Annotated in this window: 28 protein-coding genes; 16 read left to right on the top strand and 12 right to left on the bottom strand. The window is 59.4% G+C overall.

The window, feature by feature from the left end; translation table 11 throughout:
- Positions 1–393: 393 nt before the first annotated feature.
- The 5 genes from glnK to ACF0H7_RS30800 all read left to right on the top strand — a co-directional run bounded on the left by glnK (position 394) and on the right by ACF0H7_RS30800 (position 4,487).
- Complete coding sequence (gene glnK, locus ACF0H7_RS30820; protein ID WP_002555808.1) at positions 394–732, top strand: P-II family nitrogen regulator; 339 nt, start codon at positions 394–396, stop codon at positions 730–732.
- Between the two features lie 35 nt (positions 733–767).
- Positions 768–2,111, top strand: a complete 1,344-nt coding sequence (locus ACF0H7_RS30815) for an ammonium transporter (protein WP_397450557.1) — start codon at positions 768–770, stop codon at positions 2,109–2,111.
- A 179-nt stretch (positions 2,112–2,290) separates the two neighbouring features.
- Complete coding sequence (locus tag ACF0H7_RS30810; protein ID WP_397450556.1) at positions 2,291–2,716, top strand: secondary thiamine-phosphate synthase enzyme YjbQ; 426 nt, start codon at positions 2,291–2,293, stop codon at positions 2,714–2,716.
- A gap of 100 nt (positions 2,717–2,816) precedes the next feature.
- Entirely contained in the window at positions 2,817–3,146 is a 330-nt protein-coding gene (gene sutA, locus ACF0H7_RS30805; RefSeq protein WP_397450555.1) for a transcriptional regulator SutA, read from the top strand.
- 112 nt (positions 3,147–3,258) lie between these two features.
- Positions 3,259–4,487, top strand: a protein-coding gene (locus ACF0H7_RS30800; protein WP_397449392.1) for an IS3 family transposase whose coding sequence is annotated in 2 segments (ribosomal slippage) — positions 3,259–3,610 and positions 3,610–4,487 — 1,230 coding nt in all. Because the reading frame shifts where the segments join, the coding sequence is not laid out codon by codon here.
- Positions 4,488–4,624: 137 nt separating this feature from the next.
- On the opposite strand, the gene ACF0H7_RS30795 is transcribed toward ACF0H7_RS30800, so the two are convergent.
- Genes ACF0H7_RS30795 through ACF0H7_RS30770 form a run of 6 tightly spaced genes read right to left on the bottom strand, consistent with a single transcriptional unit; the run spans position 4,625 to position 9,221 of the window.
- Positions 4,625–5,320, bottom strand: coding sequence for an HAD family hydrolase (locus ACF0H7_RS30795; RefSeq protein ID WP_397450554.1), 696 nt, complete (start codon positions 5,318–5,320; stop codon positions 4,625–4,627).
- A complete protein-coding gene (xerC, locus tag ACF0H7_RS30790) occupies positions 5,310–6,215 on the bottom strand; it encodes a tyrosine recombinase XerC (RefSeq protein WP_397450553.1) in 906 nt (301 codons plus the stop codon). The genes ACF0H7_RS30795 and xerC overlap by 11 nt, the downstream gene beginning before the upstream one ends.
- An 11-nt stretch (positions 6,216–6,226) precedes the next feature.
- Positions 6,227–6,955, bottom strand: coding sequence for a DUF484 family protein (locus tag ACF0H7_RS30785; RefSeq protein ID WP_397450552.1), 729 nt, complete (start codon positions 6,953–6,955; stop codon positions 6,227–6,229).
- Between the two features lie 13 nt (positions 6,956–6,968).
- Positions 6,969–7,799, bottom strand: a complete 831-nt coding sequence (gene dapF / locus ACF0H7_RS30780) for a diaminopimelate epimerase (RefSeq protein ID WP_397450551.1) — start codon at positions 7,797–7,799, stop codon at positions 6,969–6,971.
- A gap of 4 nt (positions 7,800–7,803) precedes the next feature.
- Positions 7,804–9,051, bottom strand: a complete 1,248-nt coding sequence (gene lysA / locus ACF0H7_RS30775) for a diaminopimelate decarboxylase (RefSeq protein WP_397450550.1) — start codon at positions 9,049–9,051, stop codon at positions 7,804–7,806.
- A gap of 8 nt (positions 9,052–9,059) precedes the next feature.
- The gene (locus ACF0H7_RS30770; RefSeq protein ID WP_397450549.1) at positions 9,060–9,221 is read right to left on the bottom strand and encodes a lipoprotein; all 162 of its coding nucleotides are present in this window, start codon (positions 9,219–9,221) and stop codon (positions 9,060–9,062) included.
- A 242-nt stretch (positions 9,222–9,463) separates the two neighbouring features.
- Between ACF0H7_RS30770 and cyaY the strand changes: the two genes are divergently transcribed.
- Positions 9,464–9,796, top strand: a complete 333-nt coding sequence (cyaY, locus tag ACF0H7_RS30765) for an iron donor protein CyaY (protein WP_397450548.1) — start codon at positions 9,464–9,466, stop codon at positions 9,794–9,796.
- A gap of 2 nt (positions 9,797–9,798) precedes the next feature.
- Positions 9,799–10,026, top strand: coding sequence for a DUF1289 domain-containing protein (locus ACF0H7_RS30760; RefSeq protein WP_397450547.1), 228 nt, complete (start codon positions 9,799–9,801; stop codon positions 10,024–10,026).
- A 26-nt stretch (positions 10,027–10,052) separates the two neighbouring features.
- Here ACF0H7_RS30760 and ACF0H7_RS30755 read toward each other — a convergent pair whose 3' ends face one another.
- From ACF0H7_RS30755 to argH, 4 genes are all read right to left on the bottom strand, one after another.
- Positions 10,053–12,905, bottom strand: a complete 2,853-nt coding sequence (locus ACF0H7_RS30755) for a class I adenylate cyclase (protein ID WP_397450546.1) — start codon at positions 12,903–12,905, stop codon at positions 10,053–10,055.
- A gap of 184 nt (positions 12,906–13,089) precedes the next feature.
- Positions 13,090–13,335, bottom strand: coding sequence for a TIGR02647 family protein (locus tag ACF0H7_RS30750; protein WP_397450545.1), 246 nt, complete (start codon positions 13,333–13,335; stop codon positions 13,090–13,092).
- Between the two features lie 209 nt (positions 13,336–13,544).
- The gene (locus ACF0H7_RS30745) at positions 13,545–13,832 is read right to left on the bottom strand and encodes a hypothetical protein (RefSeq protein WP_397450544.1); all 288 of its coding nucleotides are present in this window, start codon (positions 13,830–13,832) and stop codon (positions 13,545–13,547) included.
- Positions 13,833–13,946: 114 nt separating this feature from the next.
- A complete protein-coding gene (gene argH, locus ACF0H7_RS30740) occupies positions 13,947–15,341 on the bottom strand; it encodes an argininosuccinate lyase (protein ID WP_397450543.1) in 1,395 nt (464 codons plus the stop codon).
- A gap of 140 nt (positions 15,342–15,481) precedes the next feature.
- Here argH and ACF0H7_RS30735 point away from each other — a divergent pair, with 140 nt between their 5' ends.
- From ACF0H7_RS30735 to rsd, 8 genes are all read left to right on the top strand, one after another.
- Positions 15,482–16,561 (top strand): sensor histidine kinase, encoded by a 1,080-nt coding sequence (locus ACF0H7_RS30735; protein WP_397450542.1) that lies wholly within the window; start codon positions 15,482–15,484, stop codon positions 16,559–16,561.
- Positions 16,558–17,304, top strand: coding sequence for a LytR/AlgR family response regulator transcription factor (locus tag ACF0H7_RS30730; protein WP_397450541.1), 747 nt, complete (start codon positions 16,558–16,560; stop codon positions 17,302–17,304). Before ACF0H7_RS30735 ends, ACF0H7_RS30730 begins: the two co-directional genes overlap by 4 nt.
- 86 nt (positions 17,305–17,390) lie before the next feature.
- On the top strand, positions 17,391–18,332 hold the full coding sequence (gene hemC / locus ACF0H7_RS30725) for a hydroxymethylbilane synthase (protein WP_397450540.1): 942 nt from the start codon (positions 17,391–17,393) through the stop codon (positions 18,330–18,332).
- Entirely contained in the window at positions 18,329–19,099 is a 771-nt protein-coding gene (locus ACF0H7_RS30720) for a uroporphyrinogen-III synthase (RefSeq protein ID WP_397450539.1), read from the top strand. Before hemC ends, ACF0H7_RS30720 begins: the two co-directional genes overlap by 4 nt.
- Before the next feature lie 73 nt (positions 19,100–19,172).
- Positions 19,173–20,294 carry a uroporphyrinogen-III C-methyltransferase gene (locus ACF0H7_RS30715; RefSeq protein WP_397450538.1) on the top strand — a complete coding sequence of 374 codons (1,122 nt, stop codon included), beginning with the start codon at positions 19,173–19,175 and terminating at the stop codon, positions 20,292–20,294.
- Complete coding sequence (locus ACF0H7_RS30710) at positions 20,291–21,529, top strand: heme biosynthesis protein HemY (RefSeq protein WP_397450537.1); 1,239 nt, start codon at positions 20,291–20,293, stop codon at positions 21,527–21,529. The genes ACF0H7_RS30715 and ACF0H7_RS30710 overlap by 4 nt, the downstream gene beginning before the upstream one ends.
- 351 nt (positions 21,530–21,880) lie before the next feature.
- The gene (locus ACF0H7_RS30705; protein WP_397450536.1) at positions 21,881–22,372 is read left to right on the top strand and encodes a disulfide bond formation protein B; all 492 of its coding nucleotides are present in this window, start codon (positions 21,881–21,883) and stop codon (positions 22,370–22,372) included.
- Positions 22,373–22,609: 237 nt separating this feature from the next.
- A complete protein-coding gene (rsd, locus tag ACF0H7_RS30700) occupies positions 22,610–23,080 on the top strand; it encodes a sigma D regulator (RefSeq protein WP_397454080.1) in 471 nt (156 codons plus the stop codon).
- A gap of 65 nt (positions 23,081–23,145) precedes the next feature.
- On the opposite strand, the gene ACF0H7_RS30695 is transcribed toward rsd, so the two are convergent.
- Positions 23,146–23,823, bottom strand: a complete 678-nt coding sequence (locus tag ACF0H7_RS30695) for an FKBP-type peptidyl-prolyl cis-trans isomerase (protein ID WP_397450535.1) — start codon at positions 23,821–23,823, stop codon at positions 23,146–23,148.
- A 214-nt stretch (positions 23,824–24,037) separates the two neighbouring features.
- Here ACF0H7_RS30695 and ACF0H7_RS30690 point away from each other — a divergent pair, with 214 nt between their 5' ends.
- Positions 24,038–25,117 (top strand): AlgP family protein, encoded by a 1,080-nt coding sequence (locus tag ACF0H7_RS30690; protein WP_397450534.1) that lies wholly within the window; start codon positions 24,038–24,040, stop codon positions 25,115–25,117.
- On the opposite strand, the gene ACF0H7_RS30685 is transcribed toward ACF0H7_RS30690, so the two are convergent.
- Entirely contained in the window at positions 25,114–25,578 is a 465-nt protein-coding gene (locus ACF0H7_RS30685) for a TIGR02444 family protein (protein WP_397454079.1), read from the bottom strand. The two genes, ACF0H7_RS30690 and ACF0H7_RS30685, sit on opposite strands and share 4 nt — an antisense overlap.
- Positions 25,579–25,581: the final 3 nt, after the last annotated feature.

Raw genomic sequence — 25,581 nt, 5'->3', positions numbered from 1 at the left:
CGCAGTGTATCACGCAGTGTCTATAGTCAATTTGGCCTCGTCGTTCTGCACGCTTTTCGCGCATGGCGGCGGGCACGTACGCACTGTTGTTGTGCGTTCGACCCATGATGGCACGGGACTTGGTAAGTGGCGTCTGGCCAAACCCCTGTAATCATTGATTTTAAGCGAGATGGCAAGCTTTCTGCTTAGTGGCATATGACCCAGGCACTGATGCAGTCCATGTGACGAATGCAGTGCGGCAGACGGAGCAGGGAAGTGTTTCGTCAAGGCGTTTTTTTGGGGTTGGTCTGGTCCTTATGAGGCGACCGACGCGTTACAAAGCCAGGCACTGCGCTTAGACTTGAGTCGGGTTTGTTTTCCTGGGGCAAGTCCACCAATTCGGGAGAAAGTTTCATGAAACTAGTCACTGCCATCATCAAGCCGTTCAAATTGGACGACGTGCGCGAGTCGTTGTCCGAGATTGGCGTGCAGGGCATCACTGTCACGGAAGTCAAAGGCTTCGGTCGGCAGAAGGGTCACACCGAGCTGTATCGCGGTGCGGAGTACGTTGTCGACTTCCTGCCAAAAGTAAAAATTGATGTTGCGATCGATGACAAGGATCTGGACCGGGTTATCGAAGCGATAACCAAGGCCGCCAACACCGGCAAAATCGGTGACGGCAAGATCTTCGTGGTTAATCTGGAACAGGCCATTCGCATCCGTACCGGCGAAACCGATACCGACGCAATCTAAGCCGCCAAACCCCAACGCCCCAGGAGTAAAACAATATGACTCTGCGTCAATTCGCAGGGCTAGGAGCCCTGTTGTCCTTTTTAATCCCTGGTCTGGCCCTGGCGGCTGACCCGGTACCGGTCGTAGCACCCGTCCTCAACTCCGGCGATACGGCCTGGATGTTGACCTCGACGGCTTTGGTGCTATTCATGACCATCCCAGGCCTGGCGCTGTTCTACGGCGGCATGGTTCGGCAGAAAAACGTTCTTGCGATCATGATGCAGTGCTTCGCAATCACCGCCCTGGTCAGCATTCTGTGGATCATTTATGGCTACAGCATCGCGTTTGACACCACCGGGATGGAAGCCAACGTCGTCAACTACTACTCCTTCTTCGGCAGTCTGGCCAAGGCGTTCCTCGCGGGTATCACCCCGGCGAGCATCACTGGTCCTACCGCGCTGTTCCCTGAAGCGGTGTTCGTTACCTATCAGATGACCTTCGCCATCATCACTCCGGCGCTGATCGTCGGTGCGTTTGCTGATCGGATGAAGTTCTCCTCGATGCTAGTGTTCATGGGCATCTGGTTCACCGTCGTCTATGCGCCAATCGCGCACATGGTCTGGAGCGGTCCGGGTTCGCTGTTGGGCGACATGGGTGTTCTCGACTTCGCCGGCGGCACCGTGGTTCACATCAACGCCGGTGTAGCGGGTCTGGTTGCCTGCCTGGTGTTGGGCAAGCGTAAGGGCTTCCCGTCCACGCCAATGGCTCCGCACAACCTGGGTTACACCCTGATCGGCGCGGCCATGTTGTGGGTCGGCTGGTTTGGCTTCAACGCGGGTTCCGCTGCTGCGGCCAACGGCACTGCCGGTATGGCGATGCTGGTGACTCAGATCGCTACCGCCGCTGCGGCACTGGGCTGGATGTTTGCCGAGTGGATCACTCACGGCAAGCCAAGCGCACTGGGCATCGCTTCGGGTGTGGTTGCGGGTCTGGTAGCGATTACCCCTGCAGCAGGTACCGTTGGTCCAATGGGTTCGCTGGTGATCGGTCTGGCGGCGGGCGTGGTTTGCTTCTTCTGCGCCACCACCCTGAAACGCAAACTGGGCTACGACGACTCCCTGGACGCCTTCGGCGTGCACGGTATCGGCGGTATCCTCGGCGCGATTCTGACCGGTGTGTTCGCAGCCCCTTCGCTGGGTGGCTTCGGCACCGTGACTGACATCGCGGCCCAAGTCTGGATTCAGTGCAAAGGCGTTGGTTTCACTATCGTCTACACCGCGGTTGCGACCTTCATCATCCTCAAGGTAGTCGACGCGGTCATGGGCCTGCGGGTTACCGAAGAAGAAGAAGCTGTCGGCCTCGACCTTGCACTCCACAACGAGCGTGGCTACAACTTATAAGCCACTGCATTAAAAAATGCCCGGGTAACCGGGCATTTTTTTGTCTGGTGTTTGTCGATACAGGCGCATGGGCAACAGATGTTGGCGTCTATGTAACGGCTTACATAAATGGCTGCTTATTACGCGCTTTGCTTTTTTCACCAGCGCGTTAGAATGCGCGCCGAAGCGTGGAGAATTGTATGTGGCAGCAGACGCTGATAACCCTACGGGCGAGGCCTCGCGGGTTTCATCTGGTGACTGACGAGATTCTGGCAGGCTTGCCTGAGCTGCGGGCTTGTCGGGTCGGTCTGTTGCATTTGTGGCTGCAGCATACCTCGGCTTCGTTGACCATCAACGAGAATGCCGATCCGGCCGTGCGTCGTGACTTCGAGCGTTTTTTCAACCGTCTGGTGCCCCAGGGAATGGACGGACATGAACATGACGACGAAGGCCCCGATGATCTGCCGGCGCACTTCAAGGCCAGCCTGCTGGGCTGCCAATTGAGTTTGCCGATTACGGCGGGGCGATTGGCGTTGGGCACCTGGCAAGGTGTTTATTTGGGTGAGCATCGTGATAGTGGCGGTGCTCGCAGAGTCCTCGCTACCTTGCAAGGTGACGGGGCATAACCGCCGGTCTTCGGCGGTTGTTGAATTTTTTCTGGCAGCCTTCGAAAGTTGGCGTAGCTGGGCTATAACTAATCTGCTTTCGCAAGTCATGAGGTAGAACATGAGCGACGACGACAACGACGATCTGGTAGACGATCTGGAAGGTGAAGAAGACGGTGAGGAGCTCGCAGCAGCGGGTGGCGAGGATGACGGCCCTGAGATAGATGACAGCGCCGACGCCTCGGCGACTCCTGCCAAGGGCAAAGCCAAGGCTGCGGTCTCGGTGGATGAGCTGCCTAGCGTAGAAGCCAAGAACAAAGAGCGTGATGCTCTGGCGCGTGCGATGGAAGAGTTTCTGGCCAAAGGCGGCAAAGTGCAGGAAGTGGAGGCCAATGTGGTCGCCGATCCGCCAAAGAAGCCTGATAACAAGTACGGCAGCCGGCCTATCTAAGGTCCTGGGTGCTGTACAAGAAAAAGCCCGCTGTCGCTGCGGGCTTTTTTTTGTCTGGTTGTCTCGTCCTGAATAAGGTTTACACCTTCTGACCTATCTTCAGGAGGATGTAATGGAATCAGGCAAAAGGCGGAGCCAGCGTGACTACACGCTAGCCTTTAAATTATCGGTCGTAGACCAAGTCGAAAAAGGCGAGTTGGGTTATAAAGAAGCCCAACGGCGCTATGGCATCCAAGGCCGGTCCACGGTGCTGGTCTGGTTACGCAAGCACGGTCGGCAGGACTGGAGCCTAGGCGCATCAATTCGAGAGCCGAGGAGCAGGTCCATGACCGAACCAAACCTCCCGTTGACGCCCGAGCAACGGATCAAAGAGCTTGAAGAACAGTTGGCGCTAAGCAACCAGAAAGCGCAGTTCTTTGAAGCTGTCGTGAACGTTCTGAAAAACGACTACGGTGTTTGCGTCGTAAAAAAGCGATCCGGCAAGTCCTCACCCAAGGGCAAATCAAAGACCTGAGCATTTCCAGGGCTTGCCAGTTCATGGGCATTTCCCGACAGGCATATTACAAACGTAACCGAGCGTTTGACGCGCGCGCGAAGAGCGCCCAAACCGTAATGGGCTTCGTTCTTGAGACGCGCCTTCAGTTGCCTCGGTTAGGTACTCGCAAGCTGCATAGTCTGATGCACTCAGAGCCCGACGAGGCCCTGAAGGTCGGTCGAGACCGGCTGTTTGATATCTTGCGTGACCGCCGTCAGCTGGTTCAGCGCAAGCGTGCCTATCACAAGACAACTGACAGCCATCATCGCTTTCGCCGACACCCCAACCTGCTCAAACCTGGCCCTAATCAGGCTGTGGCTACAGGTCCCGAGCAGGTTTGGGTCGCAGATATCACCTACTTGCCTACGCAGCAAAGTGTCGTTTATCTGAGCTTGGTGACGGACGCTTACTCTCGCAAGATTGTCGGCTATCACGTGCATGAAAGCCTGCACACGGCATCAGTCATCCAGGCAATGAGTAAAGCGCTGCGACAAAGGAAAACCGATCAGCTACTGGTTCATCACTCGGATAGAGGTGCCCAGTATTGCTCTGATCTTTACCAAAGGCTGCACGCCAAGCATGGCGTCAGGTGTTCGATGACCGATGGCTATGACTGCTATCAGAACGCGCTCGCAGAGCGTGTGAACGGCATTTTGAAAACAGAATTCTTGCTGCACCGCCCCAAGGACTTGGCTGATGCGACCCACATGGTTGGAGAGTCTGTAAGGATCTACAACGAGAAGCGGCCCCACCTAGCCTTGAAATACAAAACGCCCGATGCGGTGCATCGGGCGTTTTTGAAGTGAAACAGGTGTAAACCTATTTCAGGACTAGACAGGTTGTCAGGCAATTACCCTGTAGGAGCGAACTTGTTCGCGAGGCGGCGCGTATGACACACCGCGTCAAATTCCTCGCCAACAAGTTGGCTCCTACGGGGGGGCTCTCAGCCCCAGCGTTTCAGCAGCTCGGGCAGCTCGGTGAGGCTGCGAATCTCCGCATCGGGAAGTTTCTCGGCTTCCCAGACCTTGCCCGCCGGGTTGAACCAGATCGCGCGGTAACCCGCTTGCTGCGCACCGGCAATATCGTCGCCCGGGTGGTCGCCGATATGCACTGCTGCGTGAGCGTCGACGTTGACGCGTTTCAGCGCTTCACGAAACGGCGTCGGATCAGGTTTGCCGATGCCCAGGTCTTCCGCAGACAAGGCAAACGCGAAGAAATCCATCAAGCCCAGGCGGCGAACGTCGGCGTTGCCGTTGGTCAAAACGCCCAATGTGTAGCTTTTGGCGAGGATTTCCAGGGTCGGTACGACTTCGGGGAAGATATCTACCTGATGCCGAGCATGCAGGAACACTTCGAAGCTCTCGTCGGCCAACTCCTGCGCCTGAGCGTGGGGATAACCCGCATCTTCTAGCGCATGGAACAGCACCTTGCGCCGCAGCGCACTGATTCGGTGCTTGAACGAAGGGTCGGCCTCGACCAGTTTTGAACGGATCGCCCACAGATGCTCGACCGGCACCGGGCCGAGATCAGGGGCGTTTTCGGCCAGCCAGTTACGCAACACGGCCTCGGCGCTGACGATCACCGGGGCGGTATCCCACAAGGTGTCATCCAGGTCGAAGGTGATCAGCTTAATGCTCATCGTCGGAACCCTTAACGCGTTTGGCCCGAGGATGGGCGCTGTCGTACACCGTGGCAAGATGCTGGAAATCCAGGTGTGTATAGATCTGAGTGGTCTTGATGTCCGAGTGGCCGAGCAATTCCTGAACCGCGCGCAGATCCTGCGACGATTCCAGCAAGTGGCTGGCAAACGAATGACGCAGCATGTGCGGGTGCAGATTTTGACCCAGCTCGCGCACGCCGGCAGCTTTGACCCGTAGCTGAATCGCTCGTGGGCCCAGGCGGCGGCCTTGCTGACTGATGAATACGGCATCGTCCTCGGGATTGGCCAACAATCGCAGGGGCAACCAGATTTCCAGCGCTTCACGGGCCTTCTTGCCCACGGGCAGCACACGGGTTTTGCTGCCTTTGCCGAGCACTTGAATCAGACCGTCGCTCAAGTCCAGTTGCTCGAGATTGAGTCCGGTCAGCTCTGACAGCCGTAAACCCGAGGAGTAGAAAAGCTCGAGAATCGCCTGATCGCGATGGGCCAGGAAATCATCCTCTACCGCGCCGTCGAGCAGTTGCAATGTGCGGTCGGCATCGAGGGTTTTCGGCAGGCGACGCTCGCCCTTGGGTGGCGACAAACCGTTGGCCGGGTCGTGATTGCACAGGCCTTCGCGGTTCAGGTAGTGGTACAGGCCGCGAACCGCTGACAACAGACGTGCCAGGCTGCGCGATGACTGTCCTTGCTGATGCAGGCGGGCGATCAGGCTGCGCAGGTGTCCGATGTCCAGCGCTGACCAACTGCTCAGCTGCTGTTTTTCGCAGAAAGCGAGCACCTTGTTCAGGTCGCGGCGGTAGGCTTCGAGGGTGTGGGGCGACACTTGGCGCTCACTGCGCAGGTGCGTGCAGTAAGCGTCCAGTTGCCGTTCCATGGTCAGCGGGCCTAGCGCAGCGAGTGAGTGAAGCGCGGCAAGACGCGGCCCAGCACTTCAGCGATATAGCTCAAGAACAGCGTGCCGACCGAGCTTTTGTAGTGCTGTGGATCGCGGCTGCCAATGGCCAGAACGCCGTGCAGACCCTGATGGGTCAGGGCTGCTACCGCACTGGAACCGACTTCTGCCGCCTGTTCGGCACCGTACAAAAAGCTCAATTCGTGCTCGCGCAGGACACCGCAGAACGTTTTCTCGCTGGAAATCAGGCTGCCGATGGCCTTCTGCGCGTCGTCAGTGCTGACCCAACGCCCTACGGTCATTGGGGCATCGCTGAACAGAATCAGGCTGACAAAGGGCACCTGAAACTCCAGGCGCAAACTGTCTTCCACGGCGATGACGATTTCTTCCAGACTGCTGGCATCCATCACCGCCAGAATCAGGCGGCGCGTCTTGTCGAACAGCCGATCATTATCGCGGGCGACGTCCATTAATTGCGAAAGCCGATGCCGCATTTCGATATTGCGGTCGCGCAACAGCTTGAGCTGACGCTCGACCAGCGACACGGTGTCGCCACGCTGATGCGGGATGCGCAACTCGGACAGCAGCTCTTCGTGCTCGACGAAGAACTCCGGGTGGTCCCGCAAATACGCCGCGATAGCCTCTGCTTCAAGGGCTGGCGTTGCGTTGTCGGCGGCGACTTCGCTGGGCTCTTCGGTTGAAGGTTGAGGCTGATCGGTCATCGTATTTGCTCACTCATAGACGCACCTGTCCTTCGTAAACCCGCACGGCAGGGCCGGTCATCATCACGGGGTGGCCTGGGCCAGCCCATTCGATGGACAACCGCCCACCCGGCAGGTCGATCAACAGGGGTGAATCCATCCAGCCCTGGCTGATGGCCGCCACTGCGGCCGCGCAAGCCCCGGTACCGCAGGCCTGGGTTTCCCCGGCACCACGTTCCCAGACGCGCAATTGCGCACGTTGGCGGTCAATCACATGCAAGAAGCCAACATTGACCCGGGCTGGAAAGCGCGGGTGATGTTCCAGCTTTGGCCCGAGGGTATGCACCGGGGCGTTATTAATGTCTTCGACGCGCAGCACCGCGTGGGGGTTGCCCATTGATACTGCGGCCAGTTCGATGTTTTGGCCATCGACATCAACCACGTAGCTCAACGCCTGCTCGGTGGCCTGGAAAGGAATCTGCTCCGGCACCAGACGCGGCGGACCCATGTCGACACTGATCTGTCCGTCGCTGCGGATGTCCAGTTCGATAATGCCGCTTTTGGTTTCCACGCGGATCTGGCGCTTGGCCGTCAGGCGCTTGTCCAGCACGAAGCGGGCAAAGCAACGCGCGCCGTTGCCGCACTGTTCGACCTCGGAACCGTCGGAGTTGAAAATTCGGTAGCGGAAATCGACCTCCGGGTTGCTCGGCGCTTCCACCAGCAAAAGCTGGTCAAAACCGATCCCGGTGTGGCGATCGCCCCACTGTTTGGCGTGCTTGGGCAGAATGTGCGCGTGCTGGCTGACCAGGTCGAGGACCATGAAGTCGTTGCCCAGGCCGTGCATCTTGGTAAAACGCAGCAGCATGGGGTTACTCCGGCAGCAGGCTTTCGCCAGCAAACAGCTCCGCGAGGGTCTCGCGGCGGCGCACTTCGAAAGCTTCGGCACCATCAACCAATACTTCGGCGACACGGCCGCGAGTGTTGTAGTTGGAACTCATGACAAAACCATAGGCCCCGGCCGAATGCACCGCCAGTAAATCACCTTCGGCCAGCACCAGTTCGCGCTCCTTGGCCAGGAAATCGCCGGTTTCGCAGATCGGTCCGACGATGTCGTAGGTCCGCGCCTCACCGTCCCGAGGGCGAACAGCCGTCACATCCATCCACGCTTGGTAGAGTGCCGGACGGATCAGATCGTTCATCGCCGCGTCGACGATGGCGAAATCCTTGTGTTCGGTGTGCTTGAGGTATTCGACTTGCGTCAGCAATACGCCGGCATTGGCGACGATGAAGCGGCCCGGCTCGAACACCAGCGTCAGATCGCGACCTTCAAGGCGTTCGCGCACGGCAGCCACGTATTCACCTGCCGATGGCGGCTCCTCGTCGCGATAACGCACACCCAGACCACCGCCCAGATCGACATGCTGCAAGAAAATGCCGCAATCGCCGAGGCGGTCGATCAGTGCCAGCAAGCGGTCCAGCGCATCAAGGAACGGTGGCAAGCTGGTCAGCTGCGAGCCGATATGGCAATCGACGCCGATCACTTCCAGGTTTGGCAACTGCGCCGCGCGGATGTAGACGTCTTCGGCATCGGCGATGGCGATGCCGAACTTGTTTTCTTTGAGACCGGTGGAGATGTACGGGTGCGTGCCCGCATCGACGTCCGGATTGACCCGCAGCGAGATCGGCGCACGAACGCCCAGCTCTGCGGCCACTACTTGCAGGCGCTCAAGTTCGTCAGTGGACTCGACGTTGAAGCAGTGAACGCCGACTTCCAATGCGCGACGCATGTCTTCGCGGGTCTTGCCGACGCCGGAGAACACGATCTTGTCCGGCGAGCCGCCAGCGGCCAATACGCGTTCCAGCTCGCCACGGGACACGATGTCAAAACCAGCGCCAAGACGCGCCAGGACATTGAGTACACCCAGGTTGGAGTTGGCTTTGACGGCGAAGCACACCAGGTGCGGCATGCCGGCCAGCGCGTCGGCGAAAGCGGTGTATTGCGCTTCGATGTGCGCGCGGGAGTAGACGTAAGTCGGCGTGCCAAAACGATCGGCAATGGCAGACAACGCTACACCCTCCGCGAACAGTTCACCGTCGCGGTAGTTGAAGGCGTCCATGATGTTCCCTAGTAAGTAGAGTGCTTGTGCGACGACGATTGCGACGATTTGGCTTGGTCATCAGGGTTTTTGCTGTCATCAGGCAAATACAGCGGTCCTTTTTGACCACAGGCAGTGACGAGGCAAGCAACCGCGAGGAGCGCAGCAAGGGAAGAGATCAGGCGCTTCATGGCGAAATCCTTTGTAAAAGCGTTAATTGCGCCCGAGTATACCGGCCACCCACCGCCTTGCCTATGTAGGCGCCCACCCGTCTGGCGGCACCGGGAAATAAGGGCTGGGTGAATAACCCTACCGTGACTGAAGATTATCGACGTTGCCGACAGCTGTTGGGCGGGTATGCTTTGCAATTGTCTGAAAGCGACCGTATCTTGCGGCGCTGCGTCGTCGGTAGACACTTTTTGAGGTTTGCGTAATGAGTTTGACTGAAGCCCGCTTTCACGATTTGGTCGATGCCACCCAGCAAGCGCTGGAGGATATCTTCGACGAGAGCGATCTCGATCTGGATCTGGAAAACTCGGCCGGCGTGCTGACCGTTAAGTTCGAAAACGGTCAGCAGCTGATTTTCAGTCGTCAGGAACCGTTGCGTCAGCTGTGGCTGGCGGCGCGTTCCGGTGGTTTCCATTTCGACTACGACGAAGAAGAAAAACGTTGGGTTTGCGATACCAGTGATGAACTGCTTAGTGAGATGCTGGTGCGTATCGTCCTTGAGCAGGGCGGTGTCGAGCTGGATTTCGACGAGATCTGATCGTGACCGAATACACTGCGCCAGCGCCGGTCAAACCGGCCAAGCCCCTGTTCAGCAACGTCAGCCCGGCGGTCGCGTCTCCGTGCATCAGCGTGTGCCGGCTGGACGAGCACAAGGTCTGCACCGGCTGCTGGCGCCATGTGGAAGACATCCGCGAATGGCGTTCGGCAGACGACGACCGTCGCCGCCAGATCCGCGCGGAAGCCGAACAGCGCCGCCAAAGCGTCTGACTTGACTCCCGCTCCTACAAGGTTGTTTAGGACACCCTATCCATCGCGCTATTCAGCGCTTTCTCCAGATCGGCCTTGTAACGCAGGAACAAAATGCTCTGCCCGCGCGCGTCGCCCAGCAGGCCGGACAGGTCGAGGTCGGTGATGTAGCAGCGGTAGCGCTGGGCTTCGCTGCGTTGCTCGAGAATCTGCTTGGCCACCACAGTAAACAACTGCTCTCCGTACTCCAGCTCCGAAAATTCCCGATGGTTGCAGTACAGGGTGACGCTGACTTGCCCCGGCGCGGCCTGTTCGATAATCGCCTGCACGTCATAAAAGGGTTTATCCACAGGGGTCGCCGGTGCCGCTCGGGCTTCGATGCGCCGGGCGCGGCTCGGACCGTTGGGCAAGACCTGGTAATACAGGGTTTCCAGCGCCACGGGTTGCAGCGGGTTGTCCAGCGGCAGCAAGGCGCCGCGACGGTACACCAGGGACTGGAAGAAGCGTTGCAGCGGCAGCAGCAGGCTGGTCTCGTCGTGGTACGGCAAGCGTTGATGCCACAGGGCATTGTGCTCGTCGAGCACGTAAATATCGGCGTGCAGCTCGCTGAGTCGGTAGAACACCTGGATACATTCGGGCTGGCCATGGGGCAGGATCAGCGCCAAATCGTGGTCATCAAGGGCGTGCGGATCCAGATGCAGAGGGCTATAGCCCGGCAGCTCTTCGGCCAGGTAGTCGAGCAGCGCCGGCAGGCTGGCCAGGGGTACGTGGTTGACTTGCCCGGGTTTCATTTCCAGCAGGTGGTAGTGCTGCTGAACCTGAATCAAATACCGATGATTCAGGCGCCGGGACAGCAATAGCTGAGCGGTGTTGACGATTTCCTCGACGCGCTGGGCAATCGCCGGCGCGCGGTTATGGCAGAAACAACGCACGCGTAGGTGGGGTTGCTCCGGCCCTTCGGGCAGGTTGCTGAGGAAGTCGCTGAGAAAGTCCAGCAGCGCATGCTGGCCGTCATAGCGGTTGACCAGTATTTCATTCCAGCTATTGAGGGTGATCTGGTCGAGGGTCAGCACCAGATTCTCCCGGACCCCGGCGTAACTCAGCGAATCGGTACGCTCGGTGGTCATCAGGATATTCAGGTCCCGGTGATGCTTGAGCGGATCGACGCCGACGTTGATCAGCAGCAACACCTCTCGCGGCATGCTCGGGCGCAGCAGTCGTTCTTCGCTGACGGTTTCCAGCGGCAAGGGAATCGCCTGTTGCAGGCTGCCGATCAGATTGAACAGCTCAAACTCGGTCAGATCGCTGGTGCCGGGGTGCAGCGCCAGGCGCGTGGCGTGGTCGATCACATTGTTGCGGTGACACCAGGCCAGCAATTCCAGCAGTTCCCGGCTGCGCTTGATTGGCGAAAAATGCTCCCATTCCTGGGCACCCAGGCTGCCGTTGTACAGGCCCCATTGAGTTTTGCCGGGTTCACGCTTGTTGGGCGCATGCACCAGCGTCAGGGTGTCTTCGGCCAGGTCCGGGGCAATTCCCGGGTTGATAAACTCGACTTTGCCGGCCTTGCGCTCGAACGCTGCGTACAGTCGGCGGCCGAGCACGTTCAGGTCGCGCTTGTTGATCAAGCTGGCGGCTTGTTGCGTGCGGGCAAACTGAGTCAGGAAGCGGTAGCTGTAATTCAGCTCATTGACCAACGCCCGGCGCTCGGTAGAGACCTGTCGGACTTTCCACTGGCTGCGGCTATCAAGCAGTGCCAGTTGGCGCTCATCCCAACCCCACTCCTTGGCCAGCCGCTCCAGCAGCAGGCGCTGCCAACTGGTCGTGCGCTGACGAAGCGAGGCGGTGAGCTTTTTGTTGACCTTCAGGTACAGGCTCCGACGCACCACTTCCAGGCGTTCGGGCTCGCCTCTGGCGATCAGGTATTCCTCGATGCGCCGGTACACCACCATGTACGGGTCCAGTTCATCGAGATTGAGCTGGTTGGCGAACACCGCTTGCTTGAAGCGCAGGCTCAGGCACTGCACCTGCGGGTGTTCGCTGGCGTAGACCTCAGTCAGCAACAGCTTGAGCACCGACTTGTAAGGCGATTCGATGCCTTTGAACAGCTGCCACAGGCCCGCACCGATGAACTCGCCGGGAGGAATATGCGCCAGATGGCCGAGGTCGAGGATTTCGTCGGCACGGATAAAGCGCTTGGAGATCAGGGTATGGGTGTACTCGCTGTAGCGCTGCTCCTCATAAACCGGTACCAGCCACCACAGCGGCGTGCGCCCGGCAAGCCAGATGGCGGTGCGATAGAACTCGTCCAGCAGCAGGTAATGCTGGGTGGTGCCGCAGTCTTCGGAGCTGAGCTTGGCGTCACGCTCGCCTAACACAAAGCGTGTGGGGTCGATCAGGAAGAAATGCGCTTCGGTACCCTGGCTCGCCGCCCAGGTTTCGAGGGCCTGGCATTTCTTGCGCAGTTCGGCGATCGCGTCCGGGGTCAGTTCCGGGTCATGGCAAACCCAGACATCCATATCGCTTTGCTCGGCCTGCGCCAGCGTTCCGAGGCTGCCCATCAGAAACAGGCCATGAATCGGCTCGGGCGGGTTGCCTCGGCGCTGTTTATAGGAAAACGAGCGGGTCAGGCGTTGAGCTTCAGCCAGCGCATGGGCTTCGGGCTCGTAGCCGGACACCCCGGCAGGCGCGCTGCTGGAGACATAACCGGGCAGTAGCGGGTGATTGACGTGGAAAAACAGCGGCAAGAGGGTCAGAACGGCCTGTTGGCGCGTCGACAGACCTTCCATGGCGCGGCCTAGCCGACCGTCGTTGAGGGCCAGGAACCGATTGCGCAGCTGGCTGAGAACCTTGCGGTCGATGCCCTCATCCAGGTCGGGGCGAATTTCAAAATTACGCGTCATCGCAAACTAACCGGCGTGCGGGCTCGAGAGAAGGAAGATTCAAGGCAGCGAGCAGTTTACAGCCTATGGTCAGACACTTTTAAGCAGAATTTAATTTTTGACGTCAAAATATTACCGTCTTCTCGGGTTTAACAATGGCTCGCGAGACGGGGATTTGAATTTCCCGCGAGCCAGACATCGGTAATCAGGCGGCTTCGGTGACGCTCAGGATGGTCAGGAGGGATTGGGCATGCTTGGCAGCTTCGAGCCCAAGGCTTGTCAGGTAGCCGCCATCGGTCAGGGTAATCAGCCCTTTATCGAACAGTCTGTGGGCGGCGGCAATCGCGGAAGGAGCTGCTACGTGATGGACTTTCAAGCCCTCAAGGGTATTGCCCAGATTGAACAGTGCAAGGATTTCCAGTTCGGCAACCAACTCAGGGGTATACGACATAGGTGCTCCGGACTTTTCTAGTAATACGCCCACCTGGTCTGTGGAGAAGTCTCGAGTCAAGGCACAGGAACCAGTGGTTCCGCGCTTATTGAGTTCTTGATGACCCATAAAGCAGGCTTCGCGTGACAGCCCCGGACGTCATGTGGCAGCGGGGCTTTTGCAGTGTAGTCAGGTGCTGGAGTTTTTGCTGGCGGATCGACGGTCAATCGTCACTTTGCTTCAGGCGGCAACTCGGGCAGGGCGCGCAGGGCCTGTTCGTACCACTCGGTATTGAACGCGCGGTCCTCTTCCAGCAATGCATCGATTTCCACGGCCAGGACGTGGGCCATCATTTGCAGGATGTCGTCACGCTCATAGCCCACCAGCGTCAGCTTGTTGTAGGTCGCCTTGGCGGCAGGCGGGTTGTCGCTTTCGAGCTGATTCTCGATGGCCTGGATCAGGGTCGATTCGGCGAATTCTTCTTCGTCTTCATCGATGTTGTCAATTTGGTCGTTCATGGTATTTCCTGAAATTTGGAAGAAACCTGTAGGAGCCAACTTGTTGGCGAGGCTCACGGCCTGACACGCCGCATCTGGCTGCTCGCCAACAAGTTGGCTCCTACAGGCAGAGAGTTAGCGCGAGGTCAGAAGCGCCTGGCCACGAACCACCGCAGCCTTGACCTGCGCCGGCGCAGTGCCGCCAATGTGATTACGGGCGTTGACCGAGCCTTCCAGCGTCAGCACGGCGAACACGTCCTGATCGATCTGGTCGCTGAACTTGCGCAGTTCTTCGAGGCTCATCTCGGCCAGGTCCTTGCCGCTTTCCACGCCGTACTTCACGGCATGACCGACGATTTCGTGGCAGTCACGGAACGGCAGTCCACGGCGAACCAGGTAGTCCGCCAGGTCGGTGGCGGTGGAGAAACCACGCAAGGCCGCTTCACGCATGATGGTGTGCTTGGGCTTGATCGCAGGAATCATGTCGGCGAACGCGCGCAACGAGTCGCGCAGGGTGTCGGCCGCGTCGAACAGCGGTTCCTTGTCTTCCTGGTTGTCCTTGTTGTAGGCCAATGGCTGGCCCTTCATTAAGGTCAGCAGACCCATGAGCGCACCGAACACGCGGCCGCTTTTGCCGCGAACCAATTCTGGGACGTCAGGGTTTTTCTTTTGCGGCATGATCGAACTGCCCGTGCAGAAGCGGTCCGGCAGGTCAATGAACTGGAACTGCGCGCTGGTCCACAGCACCAACTCTTCCGAGAAGCGCGACAGGTGCATCATCGCCACGCTGGCGGCCGAGCAGAATTCGATGGCGAAGTCGCGGTCGGAGACGCTGTCCAGCGAGTTGCCGCCCACGGCGTCGAAACCCAGCAGCTTGCAGGTCAGCTCGCGGTCGATCGGATAGGTAGTGCCGGCCAGTGCGGCGCTGCCCAGGGGCATGCGATTGAGGCGCTTGCGGCAGTCGACCAGGCGCTCGTAGTCGCGGCTGAGCATTTCGAACCAGGCCAGCATGTGGTGACCGAATGTCACCGGCTGCGCGGTCTGCAGGTGGGTGAAGCCCGGCATGATGGTCTCGGCTTCACGCTCGGCCTGGCCCAGCAAGCCTTGTTGCAGGCGAGTGATTTCAGCCAGGATCAGGTCGATTTCGTCACGCAGCCACAGGCGGATGTCGGTCGCGACCTGGTCGTTGCGACTACGGCCAGTGTGCAGCTTTTTGCCAGTGACACCGATACGGTCGGTCAGACGCGCTTCGATGTTCATGTGCACATCTTCCAGATCGATGCGCCATTCAAATGAACCGGCTTCGATCTCGGCTTGAATGGAGTTCAGGCCATCGATGATGGTGTCGCGCTCTGCGTCGGTCAAAACGCCGACATGGGCCAGCATCGTCGCGTGGGCGATGGAGCCCATGATGTCGTGACGATACAGGCGTTGATCGAAGGTGACGGAGGCGGTGAAGCGGGCGACGAACGCGTCGACGGGTTCACTGAAGCGGCCGCCCCAGGACTGGTTGGTCTTGTCGGTGCTCATGGGTTCGCTCGTAAGTCTGCTGGCTGCTGAAAAAAGTAGAGAGGCCGATGTGGAGACGGCGCTGGCGATAATAACAGGGTTGTCGTTTTTTTATTCTTGGGCGGCTTGCCGCTGGGGCCAGTGGCGCAGAGACTAGCCCCATGCGAAATCAATTGAAGACAAGTACGGCGCCTGCGCCGGGCAAAGAGTTCTTTCTTCCTGAGCTGTGTGTGCCCCAGGCATTGTTGGTGCTGGTGGTTCTGGCCGAGCTGTTGGTGATGGTCCTGGTGTTGGTCGAGCCCATGGTGCCGGCCTTCAATTGGGTGCGGCTCGCCTTGATTTCGTTATTCGTGCAATGGATCGTGCTGCTCTCGGCGGCCGTGATGTGCGGCCTGCGCCCGTGGCTGGCGCGTTTGCCGGCAGGGCTGGCGGGCGGTTTGTGTTGTCTGTTGGTAGTCGGTTTGACGGTGTTGTGTACCTCGGTCACAGACTATTGTGAGCTCACGGGTACCGCCTCGGTTGGCGTAATGGTCGAACGTTATCTACGGTATTCGCTGATCGCGTTGATTATGTCGGCGCTGGTGCTGCGTTACTTTTATCTGCAAAGCCAGTGGCGCAAGCAACAACAGGCAGAACTGCGGGCCAGGATCGAATCGCTGCAAGCGCGGATCCGCCCGCACTTTCTCTTTAATACGTTAAACAGTATTGCCAGCCTGGTGGCGAGCGATCCGATCAAGGCGGAGCAGGCGGTGCTAGACCTTTCCGACCTGTTTCGCGCGAGTCTGGCCAAGCCGGGGAATCTGGTGACATGGCGCGACGAACTGGAATTGGCGAAACGTTATCTATCGATTGAGCAATACCGGCTCGGAGAGCGTCTACAGTTGGACTGGGAAGTCAGTGCAATTCCAGACGACTTACCGATTCCACAGCTAACCTTACAACCATTACTTGAAAACGCCTTGCTCTACGGCATAGCCCCCAGAGTTGAAGGCGGTGTAGTTCGGGTCGAAGCGACTTATAGAGAGGGAGAGTTCATATTGTGTGTCAGCAATCCCTATGACGAAGAGGCCAGGCGGCAGGCTTCCAATGGCACCCATCAAGCATTGGTGAACATTGGTGCGCGCATCGCGGCACTTTTTGGGCCCCGCGCCAGTCTGAGCGTGGAGCGCCGTGACGGTCGTCACTTCACCTGTCTACGCTATCCTTGTGCGAGACTCACGCAGGAAGCCAAAGCAATATGAATGTCCTGATCGTTGATGACGAACCCCTGGCCCGCGAGCGTCTTAGCCGCCTGGTCAGCGAACTCGATGGTTATCGAGTCCTAGAACCCAGCGCCACCAACGGCGAAGAAGCCCTGGCGTTGATCGACAGTCTTAAACCGGATGTGGTGTTACTCGACATCCGTATGCCGGGCCTTGATGGTCTGCAAGTCGCCGCTCGATTGTGCGAGCGTGAGACACCGCCGGCCGTGGTTTTTTGCACCGCCCACGACGAGTTTGCCCTGGAAGCGTTTCAGGTCAGTGCCGTGGGGTATCTGGTGAAACCGGTGCGCGCCGAGCATTTACTGGAAGCCTTGAAAAAAGCCGAGCGCCCGAACCGGGTGCAACTGGCGGCCATGACCCGCCCCGCCGCCGAATCAGGCAACGGTCCGCGCAGCCACATCAGCGCGCGGACTCGCAAAGGTATCGAGCTGATCCCATTGAACCAGGTGATCTATTTCATCGCCGATCACAAGTACGTGACTTTGCGTCATGAGGGCGGCGAAGTGCTGCTGGATGAGCCGCTCAAGGCGCTGGAGGACGAATTCGGTGATCGATTCGTGCGCATTCACCGTAACGCGCTGGTCGCCCGTGAGCGCATCGAGCGTTTGCAGCGTACGCCATTGGGGCACTTCCAGTTGTTCCTCAAAGGCCTCAACGGCGATGCATTGATCGTCAGCCGCCGGCATGTCGCCGGTGTAAGGAAAATGATGCAGCAGCTCTAGGACGAAACGCCGCAGGTTTCGCGGGCAGCGGAGGGTATGGCTGAGCTGTTATTATCCGCCCTATCTCTTCATGTACGGATTGATCCATGTCCTCTCGCGAAATCCGCATTGCTACCCGCAAAAGTGCGTTGGCCCTGTGGCAGGCCGAATACGTCAAAGCCCGCCTGGAAGCCTCTCATCCGGGATTGATCGTGACGCTGGTGCCCATGGTCAGTCGCGGCGACAAGCTGCTGGACTCGCCGTTGTCGAAGATCGGCGGCAAGGGCTTATTCGTCAAGGAGCTGGAAACGGCTCTGTTGGAAGATGAAGCCGACATCGCCGTGCATTCAATGAAAGACGTGCCGATGGACTTCCCTCAAGGTCTGGGCCTGTTTTGCATCTGCGAACGTGAAGACCCGCGCGATGCGTTTGTCTCAAACACCTTCTCCAGCCTCGATGAATTGCCCTCGGGCAGCATCGTCGGCACATCGAGCCTGCGGCGCCAGGCGCAATTGCTGGCGCGACGCCCCGATCTGAAAATTCATTTCCTGCGTGGCAACGTCAATACCCGCCTGGCGAAGCTGGATGCCGGCGAGTACGACGCGATCATCCTCGCTGCCGCCGGTTTGATCCGCCTCGGTTTCGAAGACCGCATCACAGCGGCCATCAGCGTCGACGATAGCCTGCCCGCCGGTGGCCAAGGTGCGGTGGGGATCGAATGCCGCAGCGCCGATACGCAAATCCATGCTTTGCTTGCGCCTCTGAATCACGTCGACACGGCGGATCGGGTCACGGCCGAGCGTGCGTTGAACAAGCACTTGAATGGCGGCTGCCAAGTGCCGATCGCCTGCTACGCCGTGCTTGAGGGCGAGCAGCTGTGGCTGCGAGGGTTGGTGGGTGATCCAGCCGGTGGCTTGCTGCTCAGTGCCGACGCCCGCGCCTCACGTGCAGAGGCACAGACGCTGGGCGTGCAAGTTGCCGAAGCGTTGTTGGCACAGGGCGCGCAAGCGATCTTGCAGAAGGTCTATGGCGAGGCCGGCGAAGAGTGACGGGCTGGCGTTTGCTGTTGACGCGCCCGCAGCAGGAGTCAGCCGCGCTGGCGGCTACCCTGGCTGACGCGGGCATCTTCAGCAACAGCTTGCCGCTGCTGGACATCGAGCCGTTGCCCCTTAGCGGGGAGCATCAGTCGATGATCTATGGCCTGCATCTTTATCGGCTGGTGATTGTCGTCAGCAAGCCCGCCGCGCGCCTCGGATTGGAGCGGGTAGACGAAATCTGGCCGCAGCCGCCGATAACCACGCAATGGTTTTGTGTGGGCGCGGCGACTGCGCAGATTCTCGACGACTACGGTTTGAACGCCACTTACCCACAAACGGGTGATGACAGCGAGGCGTTGCTTGAACTGCAAACGTTCAAGGATGCTCTGACCGAGCCGGACGTTCGCGTGCTGATCATGCGTGGTGAAGGCGGGCGGGAGTTGTTGGCCGAGCGGTTGCGCGAACTAGGTGCTAGTGTCGATTATCTACCCCTGTATCGGCGTAACCTGCCGCACTACGCGGACGGCGAGCTGCCGCGGCGGATTGAGGCGGAACGCTTGAACGGGCTGGTGGTCAGCAGTGGGCAGGGTTTCGAACACTTGCGCCTGCTGGCGGGTGAAGCCTGGCCGGATCTGGCACGCTTGCCCTTGTTTGTGCCGAGCTCGCGCGTGGCCGACATGGCGCGTGCTGCCGGTGCCCAAACGGTTGTGGATTGCCGTGGCGCGAGTGCCATGGCTTTGCTGGCGGCGTTACGGGAGTTTCCCCAGCCCGCCCTCTAGGCGTAGCAGCGACAGGCCCTTCGGAATAGAGTCGTCGCAGAAATGACTGCGCACTAATGCAAAGGATGGATACGTGAGCGAAACAGACTTGCCCAAAGAACATCTCGACACCGTGCTTGAAACACCAGAGCCCATCCCGAGCAAGCCGGCCAAGAGCCGTGGCAACGGCCTGGCGCTGCTCGCATTGCTGCTGGGTGCCGCCGGCGTGGCGGTCGGAGGCTGGGGTGTCTGGCAACTGCGCAATCTGCAAAGTGGTCATCAGCAGCAGGTTGGCCAATTGCAGGATATCGATGCCCAGACCCAGGTGCTCAAACAGAACCAGCAACTGCTGGCGACGCGCTTGGGAACGCTGCCCGGTGCTGATGAGCTGGAAGACCGTCGCCGTCTGGTCGCCCAACTCCAGGGTGATCAGCAACGCCTGAGCGAGCGTCTGGAAACCGTGCTCGGCGCCAGTCGGCAAGACTGGCGACTGGCCGAAGCAGAACATCTGCTGCGCCTCGCCAGCCTGCGTCTGTCGGCGCTGCAAGATATCAACAGCGCTTCGGCGCTGGTGCAAGGCGCGGACGAGATTCTGCGTGAGCAGGATGATCCGGGAGCGTTCGCCGCTCGCGAGCAATTGGCCAAAAGTCTGGCCGCGCTGCGGAGCGTCGAACAGCCGGATCGCACGGGGCTGTTCCTGCAGCTAGGGGCCTTGCGCGACCAGGCGATCACGCTCACAGCACTGGCGCCGGAGTATGAGGACAAGGGTGGCTCATTGCTGGGGCTGACCTCACCGGGCGACGCCAGCGACAGTCATTGGGCGCAATGGTGGGATCAGATATCGCATTACATCCGCATCGACTTCAGTGCCGATAAAGACATTCGTCCGATCCTGGCGGGGCAAAGCCTGACTCAAGTTCGGCTGGCCTTGAGTTTGGCGCTGGAGCAAGCGCAGTGGGCGGCGTTGAATGGCGAGGCCAAGGTCTACAGCCAGGCGCTGGCTGAGGCGCGCAACGTGCTGCAGAGCAACTTCAATCAGGATAATCCGCAAAGCAAGGCGCTGGATGAGCGTCTGCAAGCACTGGTCAATCAGCCGGTCTCGGTGGTCACCCCCGATCTGGCGCTAAGCTTGAGCTCGCTTCAGGCGTACCTTGAGCGACGCCATGCGCCGGCCGAGAAACCGGCAGTGCAAGCCAAGCAGGAGGCGCCTCAATGAAACGCGCCTACCTGATTCTGTTCGCGGTTATCGTCATCGCGGCATTGGTTGGCGTCGCCATTGCCGAGCACCCCGGCTACGTGCTGATCGCGTACAAAAACTTCCGCTATGAATCGAGCCTGTGGGCAGCGCTGGGGCTGTTGCTGGCGATCTGGCTGGTGGTGCTATTGGTGCGCGCTTCGCTCGGTGTGGTGTTGGCCTCCAATGGTGTGGTCAATCCATGGTCGCGACGCAATCACAGTCGTCGGGTGCAGACCTCTATCGAGAAGGGCCAGTTGGACCTCGCCGAAGGTCGCTGGGCCAGTGCGCAACGTCACTTGCAACGTGCCGCCGACGCTGACCGTCAACCGCTGCTGCATTACCTGGGGGCCGCTCGGGCTGCCAACGAACTGGGCAACTACGACGAGTGCGATGCACTGCTTGAGAAAGCCCTGGCGCGTCAGCCACACGCCGAACTGGCGATCGCCCTGAGTCATGCCCAGCTGCAACTCGACCGTGGCGACAGCGACGGTGCGCTGGTCACGCTAGAGGCCATGCATGACCGTCACGCGCGTAACCCGCAGGTGCTGCGGCAGTTGCAGAGGCTGTATCAGCAACGAGGCGATTGGTTGGCGTTGATTCGACTGATGCCGGAGTTGCGCAAGGATAAAGTCCTGCCGCCAACTGAACTGGCTGAGTTGGAGCGCCGTGCCTGGGGTGAAAACCTGACACTCGCCGCGCAGCGTGATCAGGAAGGCGAAGCGGGCCTGGCGTCGCTCAATAACGCGTGGCAGCAGCTCTCCTCGGCGCAGCGTCAAGAGCCGCCACTGGTGTTGGCCTATGCCGAGCAACTGCGCCAACTGGGCGCACATGCCGAGGCTGAGGAGGTTCTGCGTGCGGCAATCAAACGTGAATACAACAGCCACTTGGCACGACTCTACGGCCTGCTGCACGGCAGCGACCCAGCCAAGCAATTGCAGACGGCCGAAGGTTGGCTCAAGCAGCATTCCGAAGACCCAAGCCTGTTGTTGACCCTCGGGCGTCTGTGCCTGCACAACAGTCTATGGGGCAAGGCGCGCGACTATCTGGAAAGCAGCCTCAGCCTGCAGCGCAACCCGGAAGCCTGTGCCGAGCTGGCGCGGCTGTTGGCGCAGTTGGGTGAAACCGATCGCAGTAATCAATTGTTCCAGGAAGGGTTGGGCCTGCTGGATGAGCGCTTTCTGTCGCGTCCGTTACCGGTGTTGGCCAGAGGCTAGCCAACAGTTAAACGACGGCCGTCCATGCGCCGGACTGCTACGGTGGTGTGCCAGATACGCCGCCTTCGCAGCCTTCGGCGGCTCCTACAGGATTTGGGCAGCGCCCGATTCCACCTTTCGCATTGATCTTGGCGATCCCGCTGGCGACCAAGGATTTTGGGTTTGATGCGGACCGGTTTTTCAACGGATTTCCGGTCTCAGCGAATAATCCTACAAGCGGATGTGCAATTTCCGTTTAAACGCGTCGGTAAGTGCCTACACCATTGCGGAAAGTTCTGCGTGTCCTCGCCTTGAAAGCGTTGGGCGCTTTACTCTACCGTAATGCCCTTCGCATTCTGTAACGGATTTGCCATGCACCTGGCCCACTCGCGCTCCTTGTTTTTTCTGGCTTTCATCGCCTGTGCGCTCATCATGGGTGGGGTGTTTTATCTTGAATACGGTGTAGGGCTGGAGCCTTGCCCGCTGTGTATCGTCCAGCGGGTTTTCATGATCGCCTTCGGTTTAATTTCGCTGGCTGCATTCCTACACGCTCCCGGCAAGATCGGCTGGCGAATTTACTCGGCGCTGATCCTGCTCTGCGCCTTGGCCGGGGCCGGCACGGCAGGGCGTCAGGTGTGGCTGCAAACGGCCCCGGCACAAGACCCTGCATCCTGCCTGCCCGGCCTGGGGTACCTGCTTCAGACAATGCCTTTCACGAAGGTGGTGAGTCTGTTGTTCGATGGCACGGCCGACTGTATTGAAATCAACTGGACACTGTTCGGCATGAGCATTCCCGAATGGAGTTTGCTGGCGTTCGCGGGGCTGATCTTGTTAGCAGCCTATCAATTACTTCAGCGTGACTAAGTGCCCCAGCTAGTACGAAACCGGGCAATTGCGCAAAGTCGGATTAAACACTTGTATGAACTTTATCTCCTGCGTACCTTGAAGGGGTCGGCGTGCGGGCATAATCTGAGCCGCACGCGTTAACGGAAATCTGCTGCTCTTGTGGCTTTATTCAGACCCGCCTCTCGTAGAGAGTCTTACTAAAAGTCTGGGCACGTGGCGCAGAGTCGCATGACCCTGAAGGGAAGAGAGATCATCATGCTGGAAAGTTGTCAGAATGCTCAGGAGCGCTGGGGTGGGGTCCATAAGCTGATTGATCGCTGGCTTGAGGACCGCCAGGAATTGGTTCGTAGCTACGATGCTCTTGGCGCCAAGCCAGAGTCTCTGGCGACGGATCGTGAGTCACTGCAAGGATTTTGCAGGATTCTGGTCGACTACGTTTCGGCCGGGCACTTCGAGGTCTATGAACAACTGACCAGCGAAGCCAAGGCCTTCAATGATCAGCGCGGCCTTGAGTTGGCCGAGACCCTCTACCCTCGTATCGAAGCCATTACCCAATTCGCATTGGCGTTCAATGATCGCTGCGACAAGGGTGACTGCTCTGATTGCACCACGGTCAAGGCTGAGTTCGAGAAGCTGGGCGGCTTATTGCACGAACGCTTCGAGCTCGAAGATTGCCTGATCGAAGTGCTGCATAACGCGCACAAGACGCAAACCGCCGAGGCCTGACGCCTGTGGCTCACCGGGCGCGTGCTCCGCGCCCCGGTTCTGAAAGTCCGCAGTGCGCTGATGCGTTACTGAGCGACTGACAACAACTCAATCTCGAATACCAACGGCGTGTACGGGTCGATCAAATCGCCGGCACCTTCCGCGCCGTAGGCTTGTGCCGACGGAATCACCAGACGCCATTTCGCACCCACGGGCATGCTTTGCAGCGCGGTGGTCCAGCCAGCGATAACGCTGTCCAGGCGAAACCATTGTGGCTGGTTGTTCTGGTCGAAGATCGTGCCGTCAGGCAGGCGACCGACATAACGCACCTGAACCCGATCCGATGCGGTAGGTTTTGGACCCGTGCCAGGCGTCAGCTCGGTCATCAGAATGCCGTCGGCCAACACTTGAACACCTGGCTTGGCTTTTTCCGCGCTCAAGAATTTTTGCTCGGTGCTCATCGCCGCTTCGCTTTGTGGCTCGGGCGGTGGAGCGTCCTCGGCTTGCGTAACCGCGGCGTCGTGATCCCGCAGAATCTGTTCGATGCGCTCGTCTTTGAGTGCCAGCGGTTTACCTTGGTAAGCCTGCTCCAGACCCTCGATCAGCGCCTGGACTTGCAGGTCGGGAACCTCTTGCCGCAGCCGCTGGCCAAGGCTCGCACCCAGGCTGTAAGCCAAATCGTGGTCGCTGGCGGGGGCCGCAGTTTCGGCAGCTTGCGCCAGCGGTAGCAATAGAAACAGAGACATTAATAGGTAGCGCGACATGGTGCACTCCAGCCTGGGAAGTGGCGATTATGCCAAAGCAATCGCCTCGCTGCTGCCTGGGATTGAAGGGAATTTCACCGGACGGTCACTGCCGATGCTTTCAACTTTCACCAGAGTGTGAAACGTGCGTCTATTGTTACTGTCAACATGGCCTAGCGGCGGTCCATGCAGAGGTCTAGTATGAGCCGCAAATACGCCAGCCAGGAGGTCAGTCATGACGGCCAAAAAGAAATCAGTAAATACTCCGCTGCACCTGTTACAGCAACTCTCCACCAGCCTGCTCGAACACCTTGAAAACGCCTGCTCCCAAGCCATGGCCGATGCAGAAAAACTGCTCGCCAAATTGGAAAAGCAACGCGGCAAGGCCCAAGAAAAACTGCACAAATCCCGCACCAAACTGCAAGACGCTGCGACTGCCGGCAAAGCCAAGGCACAAGCAAAAGCCAAGCAGGGCGTTGCTGAGCTCGAAGAGATGCTTGAAGCACTCAAGGCTCGTCAGAGCGAAACCCGCACCTACATTCTTGGGCTCAAGCGCGATGCTCAAGAGAGCCTGAAGTTGGCTCAAGGCATCGGTCGCGTCAAAGAAGCCGTGGGTAAAACCTTGAGCCTGCGCGCAGCGAAGCCTGTCGCGGTGAAAGCTTCTGCTCCTACCGCAGCGGCCAAGGCTCCAGCTAAAACTGCTGCTGCCAAAGCACCGGCAAAAGCACCTGCGAAGGCTCCGGCCAAAGCAGCCGCTGCTAAACCTGCTGCAAAAGCGGCGTCGAAACCAGCGGCCAAACCCGCTGCGAAAGCGCCGGTTGCTGCCAAGCCTGCTGCCAAACCGGCCGCAACCAAAGTTGCTGCCAAGGCGCCAGCCAAGACCGCAGCTGCCAAGCCCGCCGCCAAGCCTGCTGCTAAAACAGCGGCCGCGAAGCCAGCAGCCAAACCGGCAGCCAAGCCAGTAGCCGCCAAAGCCGCAGCGAAACCTGCTGTTGCCAAACCTGCCGCTGCCAAGGCACCGGTCAAAGCAGCTGCCAAGCCAGCCGCCGCCGCCAAGCCGGCCGCGAAACCGGCAGCCGCCAAACCCGTTGCAGCCAAGCCAGTCGCGAAGCCCGCAGCCGCTAAACCTGCCGTTGCCAAACCTGCTGCGAAGCCGGTTGCTGCCAAGCCTGCCGTTGCGAAAGCAGCTGTTGCAAAACCAGTGACGCCAGCGGCGTCGACTACACCGGCTGCTGCTGCCACACCGGCAACCGCACCTGTGTCGCCATCGTCGGTAACGCCAGCCGCACCTGCTACCCCAACCAGCGCCTCTTAAGGCTGGTTCGCCGCGACGCGCAGCACCTGCAGCGCGTCGCGGTTTTGCTGGCCAGCCTCGGCGGCGAGTCCGTCCAGCCAGGCTGTCAGATCCTGCGCAACACCTTCGGACCATCCCTGCGTCAGCGCTTCAAGTCGCGCCAGCAATTCACGTTCTGCTTCCAGTTCGAGTCCTTTCACCTGCTCACGCAAGATCGCCAATTCAGGGTCATTGACCGCTGCGGTTCGCCAGCGCGTACGCAATGCTCTCAGCGGCTGAACGACTTCATCGTGCCAGGGCGTGGCCAATTGTCTGATTTCCCGCAGGCGGTCGGCGTCGCACTCGACACCACGTCGCCCCAGCCATGCGCCACATAACAGCGTACAAACGTTGGCCCCGCTAGCTTGCAGGCGCAGGCAGGCTTGTTCCACGCCCGCACGGGCGTAGAGATTGAGGGTAAAACTCCAGAGATCAGAAGGCATAGT

Source organism: Pseudomonas sp. NA-150 (genome assembly GCF_044336365.1).
GTDB lineage: Bacteria > Pseudomonadota > Gammaproteobacteria > Pseudomonadales > Pseudomonadaceae > Aquipseudomonas.
The sequence above is the reverse complement of the archived record's forward strand: the minus strand, read 5'-3'. Positions and strand labels throughout refer to the sequence as shown.

Excerpts from the sequence above, each read along its gene's own strand:
- cyaY (WP_397450548.1), top strand. The coding sequence starts at position 9,464 with ATGAGTTTGACTGAAGCCCGCTTTCACGATTTGGTCGATGCCACCCAG.
- ACF0H7_RS30735 (WP_397450542.1), top strand. The coding sequence starts at position 15,482 with ATGCGAAATCAATTGAAGACAAGTACGGCGCCTGCGCCGGGCAAAGAG.
- ACF0H7_RS30705 (WP_397450536.1), top strand. The coding sequence starts at position 21,881 with ATGCACCTGGCCCACTCGCGCTCCTTGTTTTTTCTGGCTTTCATCGCC.
- argH (WP_397450543.1), bottom strand. The coding sequence starts at position 15,341 with ATGAGCACCGACAAGACCAACCAGTCCTGGGGCGGCCGCTTCAGTGAA.
- ACF0H7_RS30755 (WP_397450546.1), bottom strand. The coding sequence starts at position 12,905 with ATGACGCGTAATTTTGAAATTCGCCCCGACCTGGATGAGGGCATCGAC.
- ACF0H7_RS30710 (WP_397450537.1), top strand. The coding sequence starts at position 20,291 with ATGAAACGCGCCTACCTGATTCTGTTCGCGGTTATCGTCATCGCGGCA.
- ACF0H7_RS30745 (WP_397450544.1), bottom strand. The coding sequence starts at position 13,832 with ATGAACGACCAAATTGACAACATCGATGAAGACGAAGAAGAATTCGCC.
- ACF0H7_RS30690 (WP_397450534.1), top strand. The coding sequence starts at position 24,038 with ATGACGGCCAAAAAGAAATCAGTAAATACTCCGCTGCACCTGTTACAG.
- ACF0H7_RS30785 (WP_397450552.1), bottom strand. The coding sequence starts at position 6,955 with ATGACCGATCAGCCTCAACCTTCAACCGAAGAGCCCAGCGAAGTCGCC.
- ACF0H7_RS30750 (WP_397450545.1), bottom strand. The coding sequence starts at position 13,335 with ATGTCGTATACCCCTGAGTTGGTTGCCGAACTGGAAATCCTTGCACTG.
- ACF0H7_RS30795 (WP_397450554.1), bottom strand. The coding sequence starts at position 5,320 with ATGAGCATTAAGCTGATCACCTTCGACCTGGATGACACCTTGTGGGAT.
- sutA (WP_397450555.1), top strand. The coding sequence starts at position 2,817 with ATGAGCGACGACGACAACGACGATCTGGTAGACGATCTGGAAGGTGAA.
- ACF0H7_RS30685 (WP_397454079.1), bottom strand. The coding sequence starts at position 25,578 with ATGCCTTCTGATCTCTGGAGTTTTACCCTCAATCTCTACGCCCGTGCG.
- ACF0H7_RS30815 (WP_397450557.1), top strand. The coding sequence starts at position 768 with ATGACTCTGCGTCAATTCGCAGGGCTAGGAGCCCTGTTGTCCTTTTTA.
- ACF0H7_RS30695 (WP_397450535.1), bottom strand. The coding sequence starts at position 23,823 with ATGTCGCGCTACCTATTAATGTCTCTGTTTCTATTGCTACCGCTGGCG.
- ACF0H7_RS30810 (WP_397450556.1), top strand. The coding sequence starts at position 2,291 with ATGTGGCAGCAGACGCTGATAACCCTACGGGCGAGGCCTCGCGGGTTT.
- rsd (WP_397454080.1), top strand. The coding sequence starts at position 22,610 with ATGCTGGAAAGTTGTCAGAATGCTCAGGAGCGCTGGGGTGGGGTCCAT.
- glnK (WP_002555808.1), top strand. The coding sequence starts at position 394 with ATGAAACTAGTCACTGCCATCATCAAGCCGTTCAAATTGGACGACGTG.
- hemC (WP_397450540.1), top strand. The coding sequence starts at position 17,391 with ATGTCCTCTCGCGAAATCCGCATTGCTACCCGCAAAAGTGCGTTGGCC.
- ACF0H7_RS30730 (WP_397450541.1), top strand. The coding sequence starts at position 16,558 with ATGAATGTCCTGATCGTTGATGACGAACCCCTGGCCCGCGAGCGTCTT.
- ACF0H7_RS30770 (WP_397450549.1), bottom strand. The coding sequence starts at position 9,221 with ATGAAGCGCCTGATCTCTTCCCTTGCTGCGCTCCTCGCGGTTGCTTGC.
- xerC (WP_397450553.1), bottom strand. The coding sequence starts at position 6,215 with ATGGAACGGCAACTGGACGCTTACTGCACGCACCTGCGCAGTGAGCGC.
- lysA (WP_397450550.1), bottom strand. The coding sequence starts at position 9,051 with ATGGACGCCTTCAACTACCGCGACGGTGAACTGTTCGCGGAGGGTGTA.
- dapF (WP_397450551.1), bottom strand. The coding sequence starts at position 7,799 with ATGCTGCTGCGTTTTACCAAGATGCACGGCCTGGGCAACGACTTCATG.